19 protein-coding genes are annotated in these 19,057 nt (G+C 66.9%); 7 read left to right on the top strand and 12 right to left on the bottom strand.

The genetic code is table 11. The features are described from left to right. The first annotated feature begins 118 nt into the window (after nucleotides 1-118). On the top strand, nucleotides 119-724 hold the full coding sequence (locus AC5L38_RS28525) for a GNAT family N-acetyltransferase (protein ID WP_495245908.1): 606 nt from the start codon (nucleotides 119-121) through the stop codon (nucleotides 722-724). A gap of 307 nt (nucleotides 725-1,031) precedes the next feature. Continuing rightward, nucleotides 1,032-1,655, top strand: coding sequence for an LLM class flavin-dependent oxidoreductase (locus tag AC5L38_RS28520; protein WP_495245907.1), 624 nt, complete (start codon nucleotides 1,032-1,034; stop codon nucleotides 1,653-1,655). Here the strand turns inward: AC5L38_RS28520 and AC5L38_RS28515 are convergent. Next, nucleotides 1,567-2,334, bottom strand: a complete 768-nt coding sequence (locus tag AC5L38_RS28515; protein WP_495245906.1) for a MerR family transcriptional regulator — start codon at nucleotides 2,332-2,334, stop codon at nucleotides 1,567-1,569. The two genes, AC5L38_RS28520 and AC5L38_RS28515, sit on opposite strands and share 89 nt — an antisense overlap. A gap of 123 nt (nucleotides 2,335-2,457) precedes the next feature. Then, the gene (locus AC5L38_RS28510; RefSeq protein WP_495245905.1) at nucleotides 2,458-4,005 is read right to left on the bottom strand and encodes an MFS transporter; all 1,548 of its coding nucleotides are present in this window, start codon (nucleotides 4,003-4,005) and stop codon (nucleotides 2,458-2,460) included. 162 nt (nucleotides 4,006-4,167) lie between these two features. Here AC5L38_RS28510 and AC5L38_RS28505 point away from each other — a divergent pair, with 162 nt between their 5' ends. The 3 genes from AC5L38_RS28505 (at nucleotide 4,168) to AC5L38_RS28495 (ending at nucleotide 7,401) form a co-directional block, all read left to right on the top strand. Beyond that, on the top strand, nucleotides 4,168-4,728 hold the full coding sequence (locus AC5L38_RS28505; RefSeq protein WP_495245904.1) for a TetR/AcrR family transcriptional regulator: 561 nt from the start codon (nucleotides 4,168-4,170) through the stop codon (nucleotides 4,726-4,728). A 597-nt stretch (nucleotides 4,729-5,325) separates the two neighbouring features. Next, nucleotides 5,326-5,751 (top strand): cellulose binding domain-containing protein, encoded by a 426-nt coding sequence (locus tag AC5L38_RS28500; protein WP_495245903.1) that lies wholly within the window; start codon nucleotides 5,326-5,328, stop codon nucleotides 5,749-5,751. Between the two features lie 618 nt (nucleotides 5,752-6,369). Then, nucleotides 6,370-7,401 carry a hypothetical protein gene (locus AC5L38_RS28495; RefSeq protein ID WP_495245902.1) on the top strand — a complete coding sequence of 344 codons (1,032 nt, stop codon included), beginning with the start codon at nucleotides 6,370-6,372 and terminating at the stop codon, nucleotides 7,399-7,401. A gap of 598 nt (nucleotides 7,402-7,999) precedes the next feature. On the opposite strand, the gene AC5L38_RS28490 is transcribed toward AC5L38_RS28495, so the two are convergent. The 10 genes from AC5L38_RS28490 to AC5L38_RS28445 form a co-directional block, all read right to left on the bottom strand. Then, the gene (locus AC5L38_RS28490; protein ID WP_495245901.1) at nucleotides 8,000-8,623 is read right to left on the bottom strand and encodes a DJ-1/PfpI family protein; all 624 of its coding nucleotides are present in this window, start codon (nucleotides 8,621-8,623) and stop codon (nucleotides 8,000-8,002) included. Nucleotide 8,624: 1 nt separating this feature from the next. Next, complete coding sequence (locus AC5L38_RS28485) at nucleotides 8,625-9,593, bottom strand: GlxA family transcriptional regulator (protein ID WP_495245900.1); 969 nt, start codon at nucleotides 9,591-9,593, stop codon at nucleotides 8,625-8,627. Nucleotides 9,594-9,855: 262 nt separating this feature from the next. Continuing rightward, the gene (locus AC5L38_RS28480) at nucleotides 9,856-10,608 is read right to left on the bottom strand and encodes a DUF429 domain-containing protein (RefSeq protein WP_495245899.1); all 753 of its coding nucleotides are present in this window, start codon (nucleotides 10,606-10,608) and stop codon (nucleotides 9,856-9,858) included. Between the two features lie 79 nt (nucleotides 10,609-10,687). Further along, on the bottom strand, nucleotides 10,688-11,578 hold the full coding sequence (locus AC5L38_RS28475) for a phosphotransferase family protein (protein ID WP_495245898.1): 891 nt from the start codon (nucleotides 11,576-11,578) through the stop codon (nucleotides 10,688-10,690). 167 nt (nucleotides 11,579-11,745) lie between these two features. Beyond that, a complete protein-coding gene (tgmC, locus tag AC5L38_RS28470) occupies nucleotides 11,746-12,906 on the bottom strand; it encodes an ATP-grasp peptide maturase system methyltransferase (RefSeq protein ID WP_495245897.1) in 1,161 nt (386 codons plus the stop codon). After that, entirely contained in the window at nucleotides 12,903-13,838 is a 936-nt protein-coding gene (tgmB, locus tag AC5L38_RS28465; protein WP_495245896.1) for an ATP-grasp ribosomal peptide maturase, read from the bottom strand. The genes tgmC and tgmB overlap by 4 nt, the downstream gene beginning before the upstream one ends. A gap of 11 nt (nucleotides 13,839-13,849) precedes the next feature. Continuing rightward, a complete protein-coding gene (gene tgmA, locus AC5L38_RS28460) occupies nucleotides 13,850-14,122 on the bottom strand; it encodes a putative ATP-grasp-modified RiPP (protein WP_495245895.1) in 273 nt (90 codons plus the stop codon). A gap of 193 nt (nucleotides 14,123-14,315) precedes the next feature. Continuing rightward, nucleotides 14,316-15,167, bottom strand: a complete 852-nt coding sequence (locus tag AC5L38_RS28455) for a helix-turn-helix domain-containing protein (RefSeq protein WP_495245894.1) — start codon at nucleotides 15,165-15,167, stop codon at nucleotides 14,316-14,318. Beyond that, a complete protein-coding gene (locus tag AC5L38_RS28450) occupies nucleotides 15,157-15,687 on the bottom strand; it encodes a DUF6879 family protein (RefSeq protein ID WP_495245893.1) in 531 nt (176 codons plus the stop codon). The genes AC5L38_RS28455 and AC5L38_RS28450 overlap by 11 nt, the downstream gene beginning before the upstream one ends. A gap of 5 nt (nucleotides 15,688-15,692) precedes the next feature. Further along, nucleotides 15,693-15,890: a hypothetical protein gene (locus AC5L38_RS28445; protein ID WP_350915960.1), complete on the bottom strand. Its 198-nt coding sequence runs from the start codon at nucleotides 15,888-15,890 to the stop codon at nucleotides 15,693-15,695. Nucleotides 15,891-16,373: 483 nt separating this feature from the next. On the opposite strand from AC5L38_RS28445, the gene AC5L38_RS28440 reads away from it, so the two are divergent. Together AC5L38_RS28440 and AC5L38_RS28435 are read left to right on the top strand one after the other, a co-directional pair. Further along, nucleotides 16,374-17,315: an Eco29kI family restriction endonuclease gene (locus AC5L38_RS28440; protein WP_495245892.1), complete on the top strand. Its 942-nt coding sequence runs from the start codon at nucleotides 16,374-16,376 to the stop codon at nucleotides 17,313-17,315. Nucleotides 17,316-17,461: 146 nt separating this feature from the next. Further along, nucleotides 17,462-18,748 (top strand): DNA cytosine methyltransferase, encoded by a 1,287-nt coding sequence (locus AC5L38_RS28435; protein WP_495245891.1) that lies wholly within the window; start codon nucleotides 17,462-17,464, stop codon nucleotides 18,746-18,748. Nucleotides 18,749-19,057: the final 309 nt, after the last annotated feature.

Here is a 19,057-nt window from a genome sequence, read left to right as displayed (position 1 = left end):
CCCGGAAAGCGGCCTGGCTCGATCTCCTCGATCGGTGACCGGCCAGGCCGGTCGGCCCATGTGGCCCGGGGCGGCTCCGGCGACGACCGTGTCCACGGATGGCGGTACCGTCCCACTCGTGACTCAGCACGACAGGCCCGAACAGGAGGAACCCTTCTCCGCTGGCCCGTGGGAGGGTTCCTCGCGGGTGACCCTGCGGCCGATCACCGGCCACGACCAGGACGAGTTCCTCGAACTGGTCCGTGCCAGTGCCGACCTGCACCATCCGTGGATGTCCCTGCCCGGCACACCGCGGGAGTTCCAGGCCTACCTCGAACGGTTCGCCGACCGGCAGGCCGCCGAGGGCCTGCTGGTCCGTACGCGGGACACCGGCGCCATCGTGGGCAACATCAATATCAGCAACATCATCCGCGGGCGTTTCCAGTGCGGCTCCCTCTCCTACGCCGCCTTCGCGCCCACCGCCGGCCAGGGCTACATGTCCGAGGGCCTCCGCCTGGTGCTGCGCCACGCGTTCGAGGTGTTGCGGCTCCACCGACTGGAGGCCAACATCCAGCCCGGCAACCACGCCTCCATCGGGCTCGTCCGGCGGAACGGCTTCCGCAGGGAGGGATACTCCCCGGACATGCTGTTCATCGACGGCGCCTGGCGCGACCACGAACGGTGGGCCGCGATCGCCCCCGGCCAGGGTTCCGGCGACCCGCACCCGACCCTGCCCGCCCGCTGAGACACCCCGCGATCCCGCGCCCCGGACCACGACCTCGCCGTACGGCCGGAAGCCGGACACGGTACAGCCGCTTCCCGCGGCCGTGACCGGTCGCGAGTTGCCTTGACGCCGGTGACAAGGTTCTAGCGTGGCCGCGACAGATGGATGCGGAGGCCGCCGACGCGTGGCGAGACCACACGCCGCCACGGTGCCGCCACGGTGCCGCCACGGTGCCGCCACGGTGCCGCCACGGTGCCGCCACGGTGCCGCCACGGCGGCCGGCGACCGGCCATCCGTCGCATCGGCCCGCCCGACCGGAGGAACGACGATGAAGTTCGCAGTCAGCTACAGCACGCCCTACCACGGCGTCGACCCCGACAAGATCATGGCCTACGCCCAGCACGCCGAGGACTGCGGCTTCGAGGCGCTGTACCTGCCCGAGCACATCGTGCTGTATCCGGGGGCGACGGTCGGGCGCTTCGAGCTCCCGCCGTCGCTGCCGTACCTCGATCCGCTCGACTGCCTGAGCTTCGTCGCCGCGGCCACGCGACGGATCCTGCTCGGGACGGGTGTGCTGCTGCTGCCGTACCACCATCCGGTGATCCTCGCCAAGCGCCTGGCGACCGTCGACGTGCTGTCCAAGGGGCGGATGCGGCTGCTGACCGTGGGGCTCGGCGCCCTGCCCGGCGAGGCCGGGGCGGTGGGGGTCGACTTCGGCACCCGTGGACGGCGTGCCGACGAGGCGATCGACGTGATGCGGCTGCTGTGGGCCGGTGGCGAGGACGGTGTCGGCTTCGACCCTGCCGCACCGTTCCGCCGGGGCGACCGCCCCCGCGGCTCCCTCACCCCTCGGCCGGCGAGGTTCAGCTCAGCCGGGCGTGCGCGTACGCGACCATGGCGTCGCGCATGTACGCGGCCAGCCCCTCGGCGATCCGCTCGTAGTTCACCTTGAGCTGATCGTCGTCGGCCTGCATCCGGGCCAGGTGCGTGTACTCCGCCACGGTCGGCGTCCAGAACCGGGTCAGGTGCCGGTAGTGGGCGTCGAGTTCGGCGAGGACCGCGGGGTCGTCGGCCGGCGTGCCGGCGACCATGTGCTCGGCCATCCGGATCATTGCCGCCATCGCCTCCCGCCCCATGCGGTCGAGCTCCCGCGGAGTCACGGTGTCCAGGAGCTCCTGCTGCCCGGCCCGCTCCCAGTGCCCCGGCCACCGCTCGCGGGCCTCCGCGCCGTACGCCGCCCCGTCGAACCCCTCGAACAGATTCTCCGGCCTGCTGATTCTGGACATGCCGTCCTTCCCTTCGCTCTCCTGGAGTTCGGTGATGGTACGAGCCACCACGCGGGCCACCGCGTCCAGCCGGTCGCGTTCGCCCAGCAGCCGCCGGTGGTGCTCGCGCAACGCCTCCACCGGGTCGGTGTGCCGGTCGACGATCTCCCCGATCTCGGCGAGACCGAGATCGAGCTCCCGCAGCACGAGGATCCGCTGCAGTCGCAGCAGCTGGTCCTCCTCGTAGTGGCGGTAGCCGTTCTCCCCGACCCAGGCGGGTGCCAGCAACCCGATCTCGTCGTAGTGACGCAGGGTCCTCGACGTCACCCCGGACATCCGTGCCACCTGTGCGATCGACCACGCCATGGACCGCCCACCCGTTTTCTCACCGTCACCGAGCCGGTTCCTCCGGCCTGTCCACGACGCTAGATGTTGACGCGACGGCAGAGTCAAGCCGGGAACGCACGGCCGGAGACTCGGCCGCCGGGCCTATGCGGGAACCGCGCCGTCGGCGGGCGTGGTCGCCTGACCGTTCGCGGCGTTCCGCGTACGGACGATTCCCCAGCCGACGAGCGCGGCGGACACGACCGTGAGCGTGAGAGCCGCGACCGTGACCGCTTCCCCGAACTGCGCGGTCTGCCGCGCGGTCCAGCCCGACGTGGCGATGTCGCCGGTGAACAGGGCCGCGAGGATCGTGCCGGTGACGGCGATGCCCGCGCCGGAGGTGACCTCGGTGGCGGTGTCGACGATCGCCGTGCCGATCGTGGTCCGGTTCTCCGGCAGGCCACGCAGGACGTTGACGCCGGCGACGACGCCGACCACGCGCATCCCGGCGGCCACGAGCACGAGGGCGATCGCGACCGCCGGATAGCCGGAACGGCCCAGCAGGCCGTAGACGGCGAGCCCCGCCACGACGGCCACGGCACTGAGCCACGCGGCCCGGTCGAGACCGGCCCACCGCACGAACGGGCCGACGAACGCACCGCCCGCGATGAGGACGACGACCTGCGGCAGCATCCCGAGGGCGGCCTGCGCGGGCGTCCATCCCCAGTCGAGCTGCAGTTGCAGCGTCACCATGTAACCGAGGCCGACGGTCCCCAGCCCGGCCGCGGCCTTGAACGCCAGGCCGCTGGAGACCAGGGGGTGGGCGAGGAGTCTCATGTCGAGGAGCGGGTGGCGCGCCGAACGCTCGCGCAGGACGAACACGACCGCCGCCACGACGGCCGCCGCCGTGGCCACCCACACGACCCACGATCCGGCGCCCTCCTCCACGAACAGCGTCGGCGTGACGAGCGCGAGCACGATCGTCACCGTTCCCAGCACCGCGCCCGCGACATCCACCGGATCGCGGTGCAGGTCGGCCGCGACGTCCGCGGCGACGCCGAACCGCACACCGGCGATCGCGAGGACGGCGATCGGCACGTTCACCAGCAGCAGGACCTGCCACGGCGCGATCGCGAGGACCAGGCCGCCCGTCGTCGGGCCGATCGCGAGCCCGACCAGGCCCACGGTCGAGATGAGGGTCATCGCACGGACGCGCAGGCCGTCGTCGGCGAACAGCCGGAAGGCCAGCGCCATCGATCCCGGAGTGGTCATCGCGGCGGCGACCCCCATCGCCGTCCGGACGGCGATCAGCTGCTCCCCGGTGGAGACGAACGCGGTGGCCAGGCTCGCGACGCCGAGCAGCACCAGGCCGACGAGCATGATCCGTCGTCGGCCGAACCGGTCGGCGATCGCGCCGAAGAACAGCATCAGCCCGCCGAACACGACCGTGTAGGAGCCCGTCACCCACTGCAACCCGATCGTCGAGACGTGCAGTTCGCGGCCGATCGAGGGCAGCGCGACGTTCAGGATCGAGTTGTCCAGCATCTCGAACAGGAACACCGCCGACAGCCCGGCCAGGGCCATCCAGGCCTCACCCAGCGACCGGGGTACGCGGGGTTCGGTGGGGTGTCGGATGCTCATGGCGTACTCCTCGCCGTAGGAATCGGTGGTGCCGTACGTGGCGGCGAAGCCGATGCGTGCCGGGGTCGTCAAGCGGGCGGAACGGCACCGAGCGGGCGGAACGGCCGGGGTCCGCGCGGGTCCGGTCCCGTGGGGGTGCCCACGAACGGGCAGATAAGATAGAGACGTCTACCTTCCGGCCGCCAGCATAGGGCGACACGATAAGATAGGCAAATCTATCTAACGGAGGGCATGATGGCCGAGCGGCGCCGCGGAGCGGCACTGGAGAAGGCGCTCCTGGACGCGGCCTGGGCGGAACTCGCCGACAACGGCTACGCCAGGTTCACCATGGACGCCGTCGTCCAGCGCGCCGGCACCAGCCCTCCGGTGCTCTACCGCCGCTGGTCCGACCGCGACGAACTCGTCCGGGCGGCCATCTCCCACGCCCTGGAGCACTCCCGGGTCGACGTCCCCGACACCGGGAGCCTGCGCGAGGACGTCCTCACCCTCATGCGGACGATCAACACCACTCGCGCCCAGTTCATCACCGTGATGAGCGTGCACCTGGCCGCCTACTACCAGGCCACGGGCACCGGCCCCGGCGAACTCCTCGCCACGGGACACGAGAAAACCGGCGACGTCATCTTCGACCGCGCCGTCGACCGCGGCGAGATCAACCCCGAGCACCTCACCGAACGCGTCAAGACCCTCCCCTTCGACCTGCTACGCCTCGCGATCCTCACGACCTTCGCCCCGGCCCCTGACCACGTCCTCGAAGAGATCGTCGACACGATCTTCCTCCCCCTCGTACGCTGACCGCGCGATGTGAACGTCCGCCTCATACAGGACGTCCTGGCACTCGATCCCCTCTTTGATGTCGTCGCGCGCCCCCGAGGTGTCCACCGACCGCCCGAAACGCTCTCGCATGCACAAAGGGAATCTCCGTCGGTCGCGGCCGAGTTTCGGGGATGTAGGTCTCGCCTCGAAACCAGCGGAATATGAGTATCGCGTGCCGGAACGGTGTCAGTGCCCGGCTGCCTTCAGGGGTTCCGCGCAGGCGGCGTTCGGTCCGCAGCCGTCGCGCGAGATGCCGAACGAGCTCACGGGAGACGTCAGCGCGGCACGACGGGGAATCACGTGTGGTCTTCCGGCCGAGCGGGGTTCTTGTGGTGAGCCCTCTTCCACCGGAGGCTCCACACCCATTTCCGGCCGTCGACGACCTCTCCTGATAAGCCCGGAATTCCATCATCCATTCTTCGGAAATCCCAGCTGCCGGAACCATTCCGCTGAGATCACCTCATTGAATGACTGAAACTTTCAGTGCCGTTGACGGTATTCGACGCCGACCGTATCGTTCGATCATCGCCTATGCGTGCGTCTTTCATCGCGCGCACTTCCTGACAGGAGAGGCCCATGAAAGAACGGCGCGTCCGTCGGCGACGGCACCTGATCATGTGGCTGGCGGCCGCCTTGTTCGGCGCGTTCACCGTCGTCACACCCGCCGACGCCGCCACCACCTGCACGCTGACGTTCCAGGCCAACTACCGGGGGACCGTCGGCGGGCAGTACAGATGGCAGGTCGATGCGCGGCTGACCAACACCGGCACGACACCGTCGACCACCTGGGAGGCGGTCATCGACTTTCCCTTCTCGGCGGGGGCGTCCGTCCACCTGTTCTGGAACGTGAAGAGGTTCTCGACGAACGTGTGGAGACCGGCGTCGTGGAACGGCGCCATCCGGCCGAACCAGTACGCGTACTTCGGGTTCGAGGTCGACATGCCCATGACGACCACCTCGCCACCTCTTCCCACTTCCAGTCAGTGCAACATCACCTATTGACGAAACGGGCGAGTCCATGAGGCTCGTCCGTTCTTCAGTTTTCAGTGTGTCACGAGACCAGGAACTTCTCGTATTCTCCGACGACGTCCGCCCGGGCCATGAGCATGGCGTAGCCGTCGCCCCCGTAGGTCAGATCGACGCTCACGTATTCGCCGTTGGCGAGGAACTTGACGGTGCCAACGAGGTGATCTCAGCGGAACGGTTCCGACAGCCGGGATTTCCGAGGAATGAACGGCAGAGTTCCGGGCTTATCGGGAGAGGTCGTCGACGGCCGGAAATGGGTGTGGAACCTCCGGTGGAAGAGGACTCACCACAAGAACCCTGCTCGGCCTCGTCCTCACCCATTTCGAGCACAATCACCCAGCCGAAATTCGCTGAGATCAGCTCAATGAGTGATCACGGTCGCTGACGATTTTCACCTGTTGCGACCTTCATCGTTCCGACCGGATTCACCCGTGCTCATGGAACCACTTCTTGTGACCGATCGTCTGATGATTTGTGCGATCTCTACGCGGGCTGAGACGGTCGGGTTCGATTCTGGCGACGGTCCTCCTGATGCTGGGAACGGGATGTACGGATCAGGAACCGCCCAGCCGGCCCGACACGCTGCCTGTTCTGATGCCGGTCGGTGATGTGCTGCCGGAGGCCGTGCTCACAGTGCCTCGCAAGCTGAAGAACGGTGTCGCGGTGACGCCGGTGGCGTCACTCGGTGCGGACGAGCTGCTCATGATGACCGGCGAACGCCGTCCTACGTTCATCGGCCTCAACGTCGAGACAGGGCGTCGACGTACGTTGGCCAGGGCACCCGAGTGGGCGGCGTGCGGAGGGTGTTTCGAGATTCAGCACACCGCCGTCAACGCCACGCAGGTGGCCTGGCTTGTCAGCGGATACGCGCCGGGCGCGACAACCGGCGGCCGGCGCCATCTGGAACTGTGGACCATGCCCCGATCCGGTGGACCGATGCGCGCGGTGACGCGGCTGCCGCTGGACAAGAAGCGCGATGTGTTCGGCTTCCAGCTCACCGACGACACCGCCGCGTGGTGGAACTACGACGGTGAGATCTGGCACGTCCCGCTCACCGGCGGCGATCCCGTGCGGGTTCTCCCCGGTCGAAGGCTTCGCGTCACCTCCTGGCCGTGGGCCTGGGACGAGCGGGAACGCAGCGTGGTCAACCTGATCACCGGTCAGGAGACCCCCGCGAGCGGCATGGACGACCTTGGGGATCTGAGCTGCGGGCCGGCCTGGTGCGTCGGTGACACCTACTCCCCGCGCTCCCGGCTACGGAACGCCACGCTGCTGAGGCTGAACGGCTCCGAACGCACCACTCTTCCCGGGGACTCCCAGCTCCTCATGGCCCCGATCCGCGACAGGGTCGCCCTTCTCGGCCTTCCGACCATCGTCGGCGACATGTCGATTCCCAACACCTGGGGCGCCGGACAACTTGGACCGGCCCTTCAGCTCTACGACCGGTGCACCAGACAGTCCGCGTTGATCGGATCTCCGGATACGACCAAGGCCCGAGAAACCTGGAACGAGATCAAGACAGGTGCCGGGGCCGCGGCGGGACCGATCCTGTTCTGGGAAACGACGCGTGGGCGCTACACGGTCCTGGACCTCGCCCGCATCACCGAGTCACCCTGTACGACCTGAGGCTCTCGCACAGGGAACCGATCTCAGGAATGGGCTCTTTCATCCTGGTGGTGGTCGTCCTCAGTAACCTCCGGAACGATGCCTTCCGCAGCCGGTCTTCTTTCCCATCCGTCCCCATCAACCTCCGGCACCCGAAAGCCGGGGATGACTGATTTCGTCTCATCGTCTTACGACTTCAGGTAGGGCGTGGCATACCCATGCGGTCCGACCTTGGCGGCGCGGGTCCGGAAAACGCGTCCCTCCAAGGGACCGAACCGGACCATGTGAAGACGAAACAGCGTCCGCGGGTGCGGACCGCCAGGCGGGCACCCGGTCGAGAAGCGCCTCGGTCTGCTCCGGGTAGGCCCGCCTCGATGAAACGCGGAGCGAGCATGACGGCGTCCACCCAGGCGGCAACCGCGCACGCCCGGTCGATGACGTATGCCCTGTCGTCATCGATCCGGAAATTGCCGGAGTGCAGGTCGTAGTGGAGAAGGGCGTCGCCCTCCAGCGCATCAAGGCTGAACGTATCCCGGGCTGTTGATCTTACGCGTCCCGGATGGAACAACCCGTCCCGATGTCGTCCCCGTACCCCCTCAGGTTCCCGCCCGTTGTGAGGTCAGGCCTCTCTCAGGAAGGAGCGCACCAGCTCGGTGATCTCCGCGGGAGCGGTCCTTGGCGTCCCGGCGTCGAACGGTGGCTGTGGCGCGTATTCCAACCCGAGCTGGATCGCCATGGCCATGTCATCGCCCGCCAGCAAGGAGGCGAGATAGAGCGCCATGTCGATACCGGCCAGCACCCCGCCCGAGGTTATGATCTTGCCGTCCTTGACGAAGCGTTCGTCGACCGGCTGCGCCCCGAACCGCGAGAGCAGGTCGTGGGCCACCCAGTGCGTGGTCGCCCTGACCCCCTCCAGCAGACCTGCCGCGCCGAGCGTGAGCGAGCCCACGCATACCGAGGCGGTCCACGTGGTGGTCGGGTGCGCGGCCTTCACGTACCGGATCAAGTCCTGGTCCGCCATGCTCCGCATCACGTCCTTGGTGCCCGGCACCACCAGCACGTCGGGCGCGGGCAGGTCGGCGAAGGAGGCGGTGGCCGTCAGTGTGACTCCTTCGTCGGCGATGACGCCTGGCCGCTCGGCCACGAAGGTGACCGTCGCACCGGGAATGTTGCGGAGCACGAAGTACGGTCCCAGGGCGTCCGCGGCGTCATAGCCCGCGTACAGGGGGATGGCGATCTGCATGTCAGTGCTCCTTGGTACGGAATCGGCGCCGATACTCCCCCGGCGAGATCTTGAGGTGCCGCCGGAAGACGCGGTAAAGGGTCTCCGGCGTCCCGAGACCGACGCGGACGGCGATGCGGTCGAGCGGTTCGTCGGTGCTCTCCAACAGCCGCTTGGCCGCCGCCGTCCGCGCGTGCTCGACATACCGCGCGGGCGGCACGCCGACCTCGGTCCTGAACACGCGTGAGAAGTGGCGGACACTCGTGTTCACGCGTCCCGCGAGGGCCTCCACCGACAGGTCGACGTCGAGGTTCTCCTCGATCCATCCCTGCAGGTCGCGCAGAGGCTCGCGCTTCGGCGTCCGGGTGCTCAGCGGCGTGCTGAACTGGCTCTGTCCGCCCGGTCGCTGCAGGTACACGACCAGCCAGCGAGAGATCTCCCTGGCCAGGTCGTGGCCGTGGTCGTGAGCGACGAGAGCGAGGGCGAGATCGATCCCCGAGGTGACTCCCGCCGAAGTCCACACGTCACCGTCGCGTACGTAGATGCGGTCGGCGTCCACCTGCACGTTCGGATACTCGCGGGCGAGCATGTCCCCCACGGCCCAGTGGGTGGTCGCCCGCCGCCCCTCCAGCAGGCCTGCCTCGGCTAGCAGCAACGTGCCCGAGCAGATGGATCCGACGCGGCCCGACTCCCCGGCGAGCCTGCGGACCTCCGGAACCAATGCCGCCGTGCCGGTGACGGTTTCAGGGGTCGGGAGGCCGCCGACGACCAGCAACGTGTCGATCGGCCCTTTCACACTTCGTAGCGGCGTCTCGGCGACCACCGTCACACCGGACGAGGAGCGTACGGCTCCCGCGTGGACGGCCGTGACCTCCAACCGGTAGTCGGCGCCCGGGTTCAGCAGTCCGGCCGCGGAGAAGACATCAGCCGGACCTGCGAGATCGAGCAACTGGAAGCCGTCGAAAAGCACGATGACGACGCGTTGCGGCATGTCGCCATACTTGGCCACCCGCGGCGATGGCCGCAAGGACACATGTCTTGCAGATCCGGCCATCGTGAGGTGCCATGCCGGAAATCATGTGCGGCGCCGTTCGACGCGGTGCGGTCGGCTTCGACGCGGTGCGGGGGCTTCCCGGTGTGGGCGGCGGGAACCGACCACGGCGACCACACGCCCACCTGATCACCTGCCCCTGTCCCTGTTTCCACGAACGGTGAGGAGGCTGTCGTGGACGTATGCGCGGACCAGGGCTTGCTCATCCATCCGGGCGAAGCTCGCTCAGGGGTCCGGTGGGGAGCACGATCCACCCCTCGGAGCGCGCCGAACGAACTTGCTCCGGCGCCGGAACGGTCACGAGACCCAGAGATGCGGCGCGGGCGGTGAGCGCGGCGATGACGGCGTCCGTCGCGTGGTCGGACGTCCGGCAGATCCGCTCGTGTTCCCCCAGGTCCAGCCATGGCGCCGCTTCCTGGAGCTCGTCGACCAGCCGCGCGAGCTCGCCACGATTCGCCGGGCGTTTGTAACGGTCGTGGGGCAGGCCCCAGCGTCTGAGCGAGGCCGCGGGGTAGACCTCCGCCACGACACCGGTGCCGCTACGGTCGACCGGCTGACCCTGCCGGGCGAGGTCGGCGAGCAGGGCCGCGCAACGCAGGGCCGTGCTGCCGATGAGATTCGCGGAAACACTCAGAGGATAGAAGTCCAGGACTTTCTTGACCTCATGGTCGGTGACCCGCAGGGTGAACTGCCTGCGCCAGACGACGTCCGTGCCGCCCCCGGGCACGGCGACATGTCCCGTGCGGTGAGCCGTGATGAAATCAACGAACTTGTCCGGCCAGCCAAGCGGACAGTCGATGCCGGCCTTGTCCGCGCCCTTGATCGCTTCAATGATCAGAGCATCGTCCGCCAGAGTCTCGACCCTGCGGACACGAGCTCTGTCGGCGGACCAGTAGAGCCAGGCCACCGCCGTCGCTTTTGCTTCTGTCGCCAGGTCGACACCAACCGTGAGCACGGTTTCACGATAGGACACCGGCTGATCAGCGGACAGGCGGTCACCCTCGGGTCCTCCAGAAGCCGGCCCTCAAAGCAGGTCAGCGGGAGCGATGCCACACCCAGGCTCGTCCTGCCTCGGCGGCGCGGGCACGAAAGTCGCGCCCTTCCGCAGGACCGAACCGGGCCTTGTGAAGACGGAACAGCGTCCACAGCGCGGCCAGGGCGGTGACAGCGTCCGCGGGTGCGGACCGCCAGGCGGGCACCCGGTCGAGAAGCGCCTCGGTCTGCTCCGGAGCATGGCCCGCCTCGATGAAACGCGGAGCGAGCATGACGGCGTCCACCCAGGCCGCACCGCGCACCGCGAACGCCCAGTCGATGACGTACGCCCTGCCGTCATGGATCCGGAAGTTGCCAGAGTGCAGGTCGTAGTGAAGAAGGGTGTCGCCCTCCAGGGTGTCGAGACTGAACGTGCCGAGCGCCGTCTCGTACATGGCCCGGTGCGGCAGCTCCTCGGCGGGAAGGGCGAGTAGCAGCGCGGCCTTGGCCTGGAGCACCGCGACATTCGCGGCGACATCCGGAACGTCATCCCGGCCGGGACACGGAGTGAGCGACTCGTTCAGGACGGTCAGGGTGTCCAGCACGAGCGACACGTCCGGCGAACCGGGTGACAGGTCGGCGTCGCGACCGTCGACGTACTCGTGCAGCAGCACAATCCACCCCTCCGCCTCATCGCTCCACAGCAGGCGAGGCGTGGGCAGACCGGACGGAAGTACGGCGCCCACCCGTCGCTCCCGCGCGTACAGCGACGCGGCCGGACTGGTGGTGGAGACAGCCTTGAGGAAGACGGTTCCGCCGTCCTCGGTGTGCAGCCGGGCGGCGAGGCCGGGCATGAGCCCTTCGGTCACCGGGTCGGCTTTGAGGACCTGGCCGATCCGCTGCTCGACGGTGTGACGCACGTTGCCGGGGAGGTCGTCCCACTGTGGTCTCACGGTCGGCTCTCCCTTGGGTCGTCGGCGCAGCCCGCGTAGCACTGGCTGCATTGACTGGCAGGTATCCACAGCTTGGGGGCTGACCTTAGTGCTGGTGGGATGGACGGCGAGCGTTACGCCACGCCGTCACCGAAGCCGAACAAGCCCTGAGCCCGCGGCCGAGAAACTCAGACGGGCAGATCCCAACTCGGCCCGCCGGGATCACCCAGCCAGACATGCTGACGCTCCCCGCTCACGGTGAGCCCGTACGCCGACTGGTGCGGAGATCCCGCGTCCTGCCAGATCAGGACGGCGTCCTCAACCGCGTCCCACAGCCGCATCGGGCCGTGCTGGCGAACCGTCCACCCGCCTTCCGGGTCGGGCCGGGTGGTGGCCTGCGAACCGGTGGCCACGTCCAGCAGGGCGACCTCCTCTCCTCCCCCCAGCTTCACCGCCGACGGCGCGGCCAGCTGCCCGACGAACAGCCCGGCTGGATCGTCCAGGACACGCGGATCCACCCGGCTGCTCCTGCCGTCCCCGATCCCCAGGATGGGAGAGGACATCGGGGGCGGGCCGTGCGGGCGGGCGGTCATGAAGTAGACGTCGTCCTCCAGGAACCGTCCGCTGGCGGTGCCGTCGTCGGCAAGGGTCAGGTGTGCGAACGCAACCCCGCCCATCCACCCGGAAAGAGGAGTGGTGATCGTGCCTCCGTCGCGGACCTGCCACACCCAGGGGATCGGGATGTAGCGGACCGAACAGGTGGCGATCAGCCGGTCGTACTCGGCGTTCTCCTCGTAACCCGCGAGGCCGTCGCCGACCACGAGCGTGGGCGCGTATCCGGCGGCGGCGAGCGCGTCGCGGGCCCGCCCGGCCACGACCTGGTCGTACTCGATGGAGGTCACGGCCTCGTCCCCGAGCCGATGACACATCAGCGCCGTGGAGTAGCCGGTTCCGGTGCCGATCTCCAGCACCTTCTCACCGCTGGAGATCCTCGCGGCCTCCAGCATCCGCACGACCAGGCCTGGCAGTGTCGACGACGACGTGGGCGCCCCACGGGCGAGACCGTGTGCCTCCTCGACCATCACGCCATCGACCTGCGTCACCCACGTCTCGTCGCGGTAGACCAGCTTCAGCCATTCGTCCCCGGTCATCTCCTCGCGCCGCGCCACCTCCCACCGGTCGCCGTACTCGGTGGCCCTGGCGATCGCCGAGCCGAGAAACGGCTCACGCGCCACGGACTCGACCGCGTCCCGCCACGCCGGGTCGCGCAGGTGCCCGGTTCGGGCGAGCCGGTCAGCGAGGTCACGGCGGAGCCGCGCGGCCAGGCCGGGCGTGCCATGAGCGGTCACGGTCGTTCCTCCAGGAGCAGATCGGCGAGAGCGGCGGCGATCGGCAGGCCGGTGGCGTCTTCGAGCCACCCCCACTGCCCGTTGGGGTTGCACTCAAGAAACACCGGAACACCGTCAGCGGTGAGCGCGAAGTCGAACGCGCCAAAACGCAGGCCGAGGTGCTCGACGTACGCGAGACAGCCTTCGGCAAGACCGGGCGGGGGCTCGACCACCGTGTACGAGAGCCGGTCGTAGTCCTGTCGCCAGTCGAGCAGGCCGGAGTCGATCCGGACGCAGAACACTCGCCTGCCGACCACGGTCACCCGCAGGTCGGCCACCTTGGCGACACGTGTCTGGAACAGGTGCGCGGCGCGGCCGACGGAGTCGTCCAGGTCACCCGGTTCGACCGGGGCAGTCCATATGACGGCAGGCTCCCCGCCGGGACCGGTGCACGGGGTCGCCCGCAGCGGCTTGTAGACGATCGGGCCGTGTTCGGTCGCGAACGCACGGGCGTCGTCCACCCGATTGGTGATCAAGGTGGCGGGCACGTCGAACCCGGCCCGTCGCGCGATGGCGAGCTGGAGGGGCTTGTGCTCGGCCGCAGTGATCGCCCACGGGTGGCTGACGTACTGACACGGCAGAGAGGCGAGCACCCCACCGACCCCGAAGCGGGCCTGCGTGGCGGTGAACCGCTCGACCTGGGACAGGCTTTCCGGCAGGTACGGTGTGGGCCGCCGATGGTAGACGGACCGTACCCGCTCCAGGGCGACCTCCCGGGAGCGAGTGGTCAGGACTCCGCGCGCCGGGAACTCCCCGAACCACGCCGACAGGCCGGCGTCAGCGGGAAAGTCCACTCCGGGATCGAACCGGGCGACACGGGCGTCACGTTCGTTCAGACGATCGATGACCATGTCCGCCGTCGGATCGTCCAGACAGGTGAGCACCAGGATCACGCGGACGGCCCTCAGTCGGTGTCGTAGTCGGTGACCGTGGTCTGGTCCGAGGGCTGAGGGGCCGAACCGTCGCCCCCTCCTCCCGTCCTCTGCGACCTGCTGGTCTGCTTGTTGGTGCCGTGCTTGCCCGCTTCGATGATCCGGCCGGTCGTCGCGTCACGATGGACACCGGTCTGAGTGACCGGGTCGAGCTCCACCCTGTACGGGGCGGCGAGTGCGGCTTCCGCCGATGCGAACGGGACCGACCGCGTGAGACCCCATGGCTGTCCGAACGGGTTGTCCATGACTGCACCCTTTCCTCAACGTGGTGCGGGAGGTGATGCCCTGGTCCGCGCGATGCCGGGATGTCCTGGTGATCAGCACCAGACCCCGGACCTGGCCGTCCGTGAGGGCATGTTCCGACGGTAGGAACCCGCTCACAGCGGGTCAACGGGATTGCTCCAGATTGCTCGAAAACCAGCCCGAGGTCAGTAACCGTCAGCCGCGTGGCTCGACTTCGGCGTGCAGATCACCAAGCACCCGAGCAATGACCTCGCGAGCCTCGCGGCCGTAGCGGGCGATGCCCGCCAGGGAATCGAAGATCTTCACATAGATCTCGATCTCGCTGGGCTGGGTGAGGGTGAGCTCCGCGGCGAAGGTCTCGACGAGCACGGTGTGGTCTTCCAGGACGTGGAAGCCGTGCAGGGGCGTGGCCGCGTACGACTCCCGCAGCGGGATGACCCCGAGTCGCAACCTGGGCAGCGAGGTCGCCACGGACAGGCGGTCCAGCTGCTCCATCAGGATCTCGCGAGGCGCCGTTCCGTACCGCAGCGCCGCCTCGGTCATCACGATGTGAACGTCCGCCTCATACAGGACGTCCTGGCGCTTGATCCGCGCCTTGATCCCCTCTTCGATGTCGTCGCGCGCCCCCCAGATGTCCACCGACCGCCTGAAGCGCTCTCGCATGTACGGAGGGATCTGGAGCAGACCGGGGATGACGGAACACTGGAACGACCGGATCCGCCCGGCCCCGGATTCGAGCCGGCCGATCTCCTGCTGACGCGCCTTCACCCCGTCGCGGATCCGGCGGCGCCACTCCACGTACTTCGACTCCAGGGAGCGAAGCTCCGCGACGAGGTCGGGTTCCCTCTCCCTGGCGTCCGCTATCTCCAACCAGACGCGGATGTCGTGATCGGTGGGAACCTGTCTGCCCAGCTCGATCTTGCTGACCTTGGACGCCTGCCACCCGGCCTGACCTGCGAGCCCCCTGCCGCTCAGCCCGGCGTCCAGTCGCACCTCCCGCAGCTTGAAACCCAGTGCTTCGCGTGCCTGGCGGATGTCACTCGACACGCTTCACGAATTCCTCACGGGACACCGACAGCTTCCGGGCGAGATCAAACCATTCGCAGTGCGCGGCCACGACGCCGGGATCATCGATCAGCTCGGCACCCAGCATCGATCCGTCCTCGTCGTCGAAGTGAAGGACGGCCGACAGGGAACGGTCGAAGCACCACACGTCGAGCTGAGGGACACCTGCCCCGAGCGCGGTGTCGCGGTCCAGGTATCGGATGTCCTCCCCCGCCGCGTTGTTGGCCATGGCTCCATGCAACCCGAAACGGGCATAGTCCGACAGGGGAAGGGAGACCACCCGGACCCTCTGGAAGTAGCGTCCTTCCACAGCCGCCTGGCGGACCGAGTGAAGCCACGGCCTGTTGGCCCACTCCGGATCGGGATTCCCCTTCAGGAACCGGCGCAGCGGTTCCCGTTCGACCGGCGAGTTGTAGCGGTCGCGCGTCTCCAGACGCTGGGCGGTGGACCGGAACGAGGCGAACAACTCCTGGAAGCGGTCACCTCTGACGAGTTCCGTCACCCTTGCTACTCCTTCGGGATGAACGTGAGCATCTCGCGGGGGATCTCGACGATAGCCTCTCCCAGCCCGAGGTTGACGGCGTCACCGAGCGCCTGGGGGTCGAGGATGAGCTTGCCCTGGATGGCCACCGTGCCACTGGAGGTCTCGTAGGCAGCGGGACAGTCACCGTTCTCGGAGGACGTGCCAAGGAACCGCAGACGCATGTGCATGATCCTTCCCAGAGATTGCTAGAGATAGCTAGCAACGTTGACTTTGAGGGGCGTGGCGGACGGCGTCAAGGCTCTGCGCGGTTAAGGCCTCTGTAGACGCTCGTCCGGGAGGTGCCCAGGTCGTACCAACGCCCCTCAAAGGGACGCTTGACCCCGTACGCGGCCCGGGAGACGCTGACAACATGGATCCGGCAGGGCAATCCGCTGGCTTGGAACAGGTTCCGGCTCCCAAGAAGTGGTGCTGGGTGCGCGGCCAGCCCGCCGTGTGCGGAGCGAAGTCATTCGGCGGGCGCCGCAAAGTCTGGGCGCTGTGCGCAGAACACGCGGAAGAACTACCCGACCTCACTGCCCCAGCGCCGTGGGAGCACATAAATCGCTCTGATGTCCGGGCTGCGGGGGAACCTCAATATGCCTAAAGTTGGGCATTGCCTCCATATTCTACTGACGCGTCCATGAAGATCGTCTACGCTCCACTTCGTGACTGCTATCGACCCTCTCCCCTTCATGACCGGCATCGAAGGTACGTCAACGAGCTTCGGGGGATCGTCCCCTAGTCAGAAGTTCAATCCGCTTGGCCTGGACACGCTGAGTCACAACTTGAGAGAGGCGCTGGACTCGCGACCAAGGTTTCCGCTCGCTGATCTTCGAAAGTTCGTTGGCGCTGGGTTGTACGCGCTTTACTACGTCGGCGACTCCCCACTCTATGAGCGGCTACGAGATCAGGACATCCCGATCTATGTGGGGAAGGCCGAGGCGGGGAACAGCAGCTATGGTGACGCGCCTGACGACACGAAGCCGAAACTCTATGAGCGGATCGTGGACAAGCACGCGGGCAGTATCGCAGAGGCGTCAGTAGGCAGAAGCGGGAATCTTCAGGTCAAGGACTTCGAGGTGCGATACCTCCTGCTTGACGATGTCTGGATCGTGCTTGGCGAGCGTGCGCTCTTGCGTGCGTATAGCCCGGTGATCTGGAACACCTTGATGCCTGGTTTCGGAGCGAATCCTCCGGGGAGTGCCCGCAGCAACGCAAGATCGGTGTGGGACACCATTCACCCTGGCAGGCCGCGAGCAGGAATGATCTGTAACCGGCGCTATACCCGGTTAGAGATGGAGGAGCGTGTCAAGAGGGGGATAGAGATCTCCCTAATGGGTCCCGGGGATGACAGGGACGCCGCGTTGAAGGCACTGCGGGATTCGAGAGCCGACATGATCTGGTCGCCGCCCAAGAAGGGGGAGAGGGACCGACGCCTCAGGGTCTTCAGAGCAGCCGCGTTCATTGAGGAGAACAAGTCCGTCGGCAGCAAGATCGAAGCAACGGATTGGGTGGACACGCATGGCGACATGACCGCCGCAGAGCCGGATCCCGAGGAGGCGGCGGAGAACAACATCCTCGTGGCCGAGCTCGGGGATGCTTCGTGAGGGCGTCGATCGATGGCGGGAGCGACCCCTGCGAGCGGAGAGCGTCGATCGCCAGCGTGAGGCGCACGTTGGGCAAGTGAAAAATCTATTCGAACTTTTTCTCTAGAAGTTGCTGTAGATCAACAACTCCGCGGTATGCTTTCACCGTGTCTGATCAGCATGAAGAGCCAGTGAGTGACCGTACGGCCGTCGAGCTATTCGCCGGTGGCGGGGGCCTGGCCATGGCGGTCCATCGTGCAGGCTTCCGTCCACTCCTGTTCAACGAGTTCGCCAAGCGAGCTTGCGAGACATTGGTGGCCAATAAGGCTAAGCCAGTCGCCGAGGGTGAAGTCCCCTGGATTCCGACGCCAGGCGAACCATGGCCGCTGATCGAAGGTGACATACGAGAGGTTAAGTTCGGCTACCTGAACGGGAAGGTAGATGTCCTCGCCGGCGGCCCACCGTGCCAGCCCTTCAGTTTGGGTGGGATCGCCAAGGGCGACGAGGACGCCCGGAACATGTTCCCTCAGATGTTCCGGGCCATCCGTGAGATGCGGCCGAAAGCTGTGATCTGCGAAAATGTCCGCGGTCTACTACGCAAGTCGTTCGAGCCCTACTTCAATTACATCGTGCGAGAACTAGAACTACCCTTCGTGGAAAGGACGGAAGGAGCTACTTGGCAGGAGCATGACGCGGTACTGCAAGAGAAGATCGAAAAGGGAGACGTTGACCCATCGGAGCGCTATCGGGTTATCGTCACTCCAGTTAATGCCGCCGACTATGGAGTCCCTCAAGTAAGACACCGCGTCATCATCGTGGCCTTCAGAGCGGATCTGTCCGACCTGGAAGAGCGCGTGGCGAGGTTCGAGAAGCTCGTCGAGCCAGAGTTCTCTGAGTCCGCACTTATGCATTCGATGGTCGATGGTGGTTACTGGAAGCGACACAAGGACGTTCCCGAGGAGGTCAAGCATAGGGTTCTCGCAAGACTGCCACAGGTACTCCCCATGCCGGACGGTAAGAGTCCCTGGCGTACTCTACGAGATGCGATCAGGGGCATTGAAGGTCTTGACTACCGTGACACAGAGCTTCCCCCCATCCCACTTGAGTTGTTAGATCGCCAAGAACATCGTCTCGGCGGATTCCACGACCACATTGGCTGGCCCGATGCCCGCATCTACCCAGGTCACACACCCAACGAGCTTGACCGACCGGCGAAGACCGTCAAAGCTGGTGTCCATGGAGTGCCGGGAGGCGAATCCGTGGTGCTACTCGATGATGGGAGCCACCGCTACATGACAGTTCGTGAGACCGCACGTGTTATGACCTTCCCCGATAATTGGCGACTGAAAGGTCCTCGCGGCGAGAAAATGCGCCAGCTCGGCAACGCTGTACCAGTCCTGCTAGGCGAGGTCTTCGCCAGGGCTGTCGGTGAGGCACTAAACGGAGCTGAGTAGGGCGGCATGACCATCACCACAGACTCCTCTCGGGGGCGATGGAAGGACAAGCCACCACCGGATCGTGCCTGGAAGAGCAGCGAGAAGAACCGGAGCAAGAAAGTGACGACCGCTGAACAGGACCACGCAGCGGGGGCACATCATTTTCGGTACAAAGATCTCGGCGATGGCCGTCGGTCCTGTGCGTCCATCGTTTTGAGAGCGCCAAATCGGCGTATACGCGCCTACCTTCGTTGGTCGGACAACGGGCGCTATCCAGAGAAGTACGTAGGAGAAGTTGATCGAGATACCCGAGAGGAAAATCTGGCG

The sequence above is a fragment of the Streptosporangium nanhuense genome (assembly GCF_059358815.1).
This window is presented reverse-complemented; position numbering and strand designations above follow the sequence as displayed.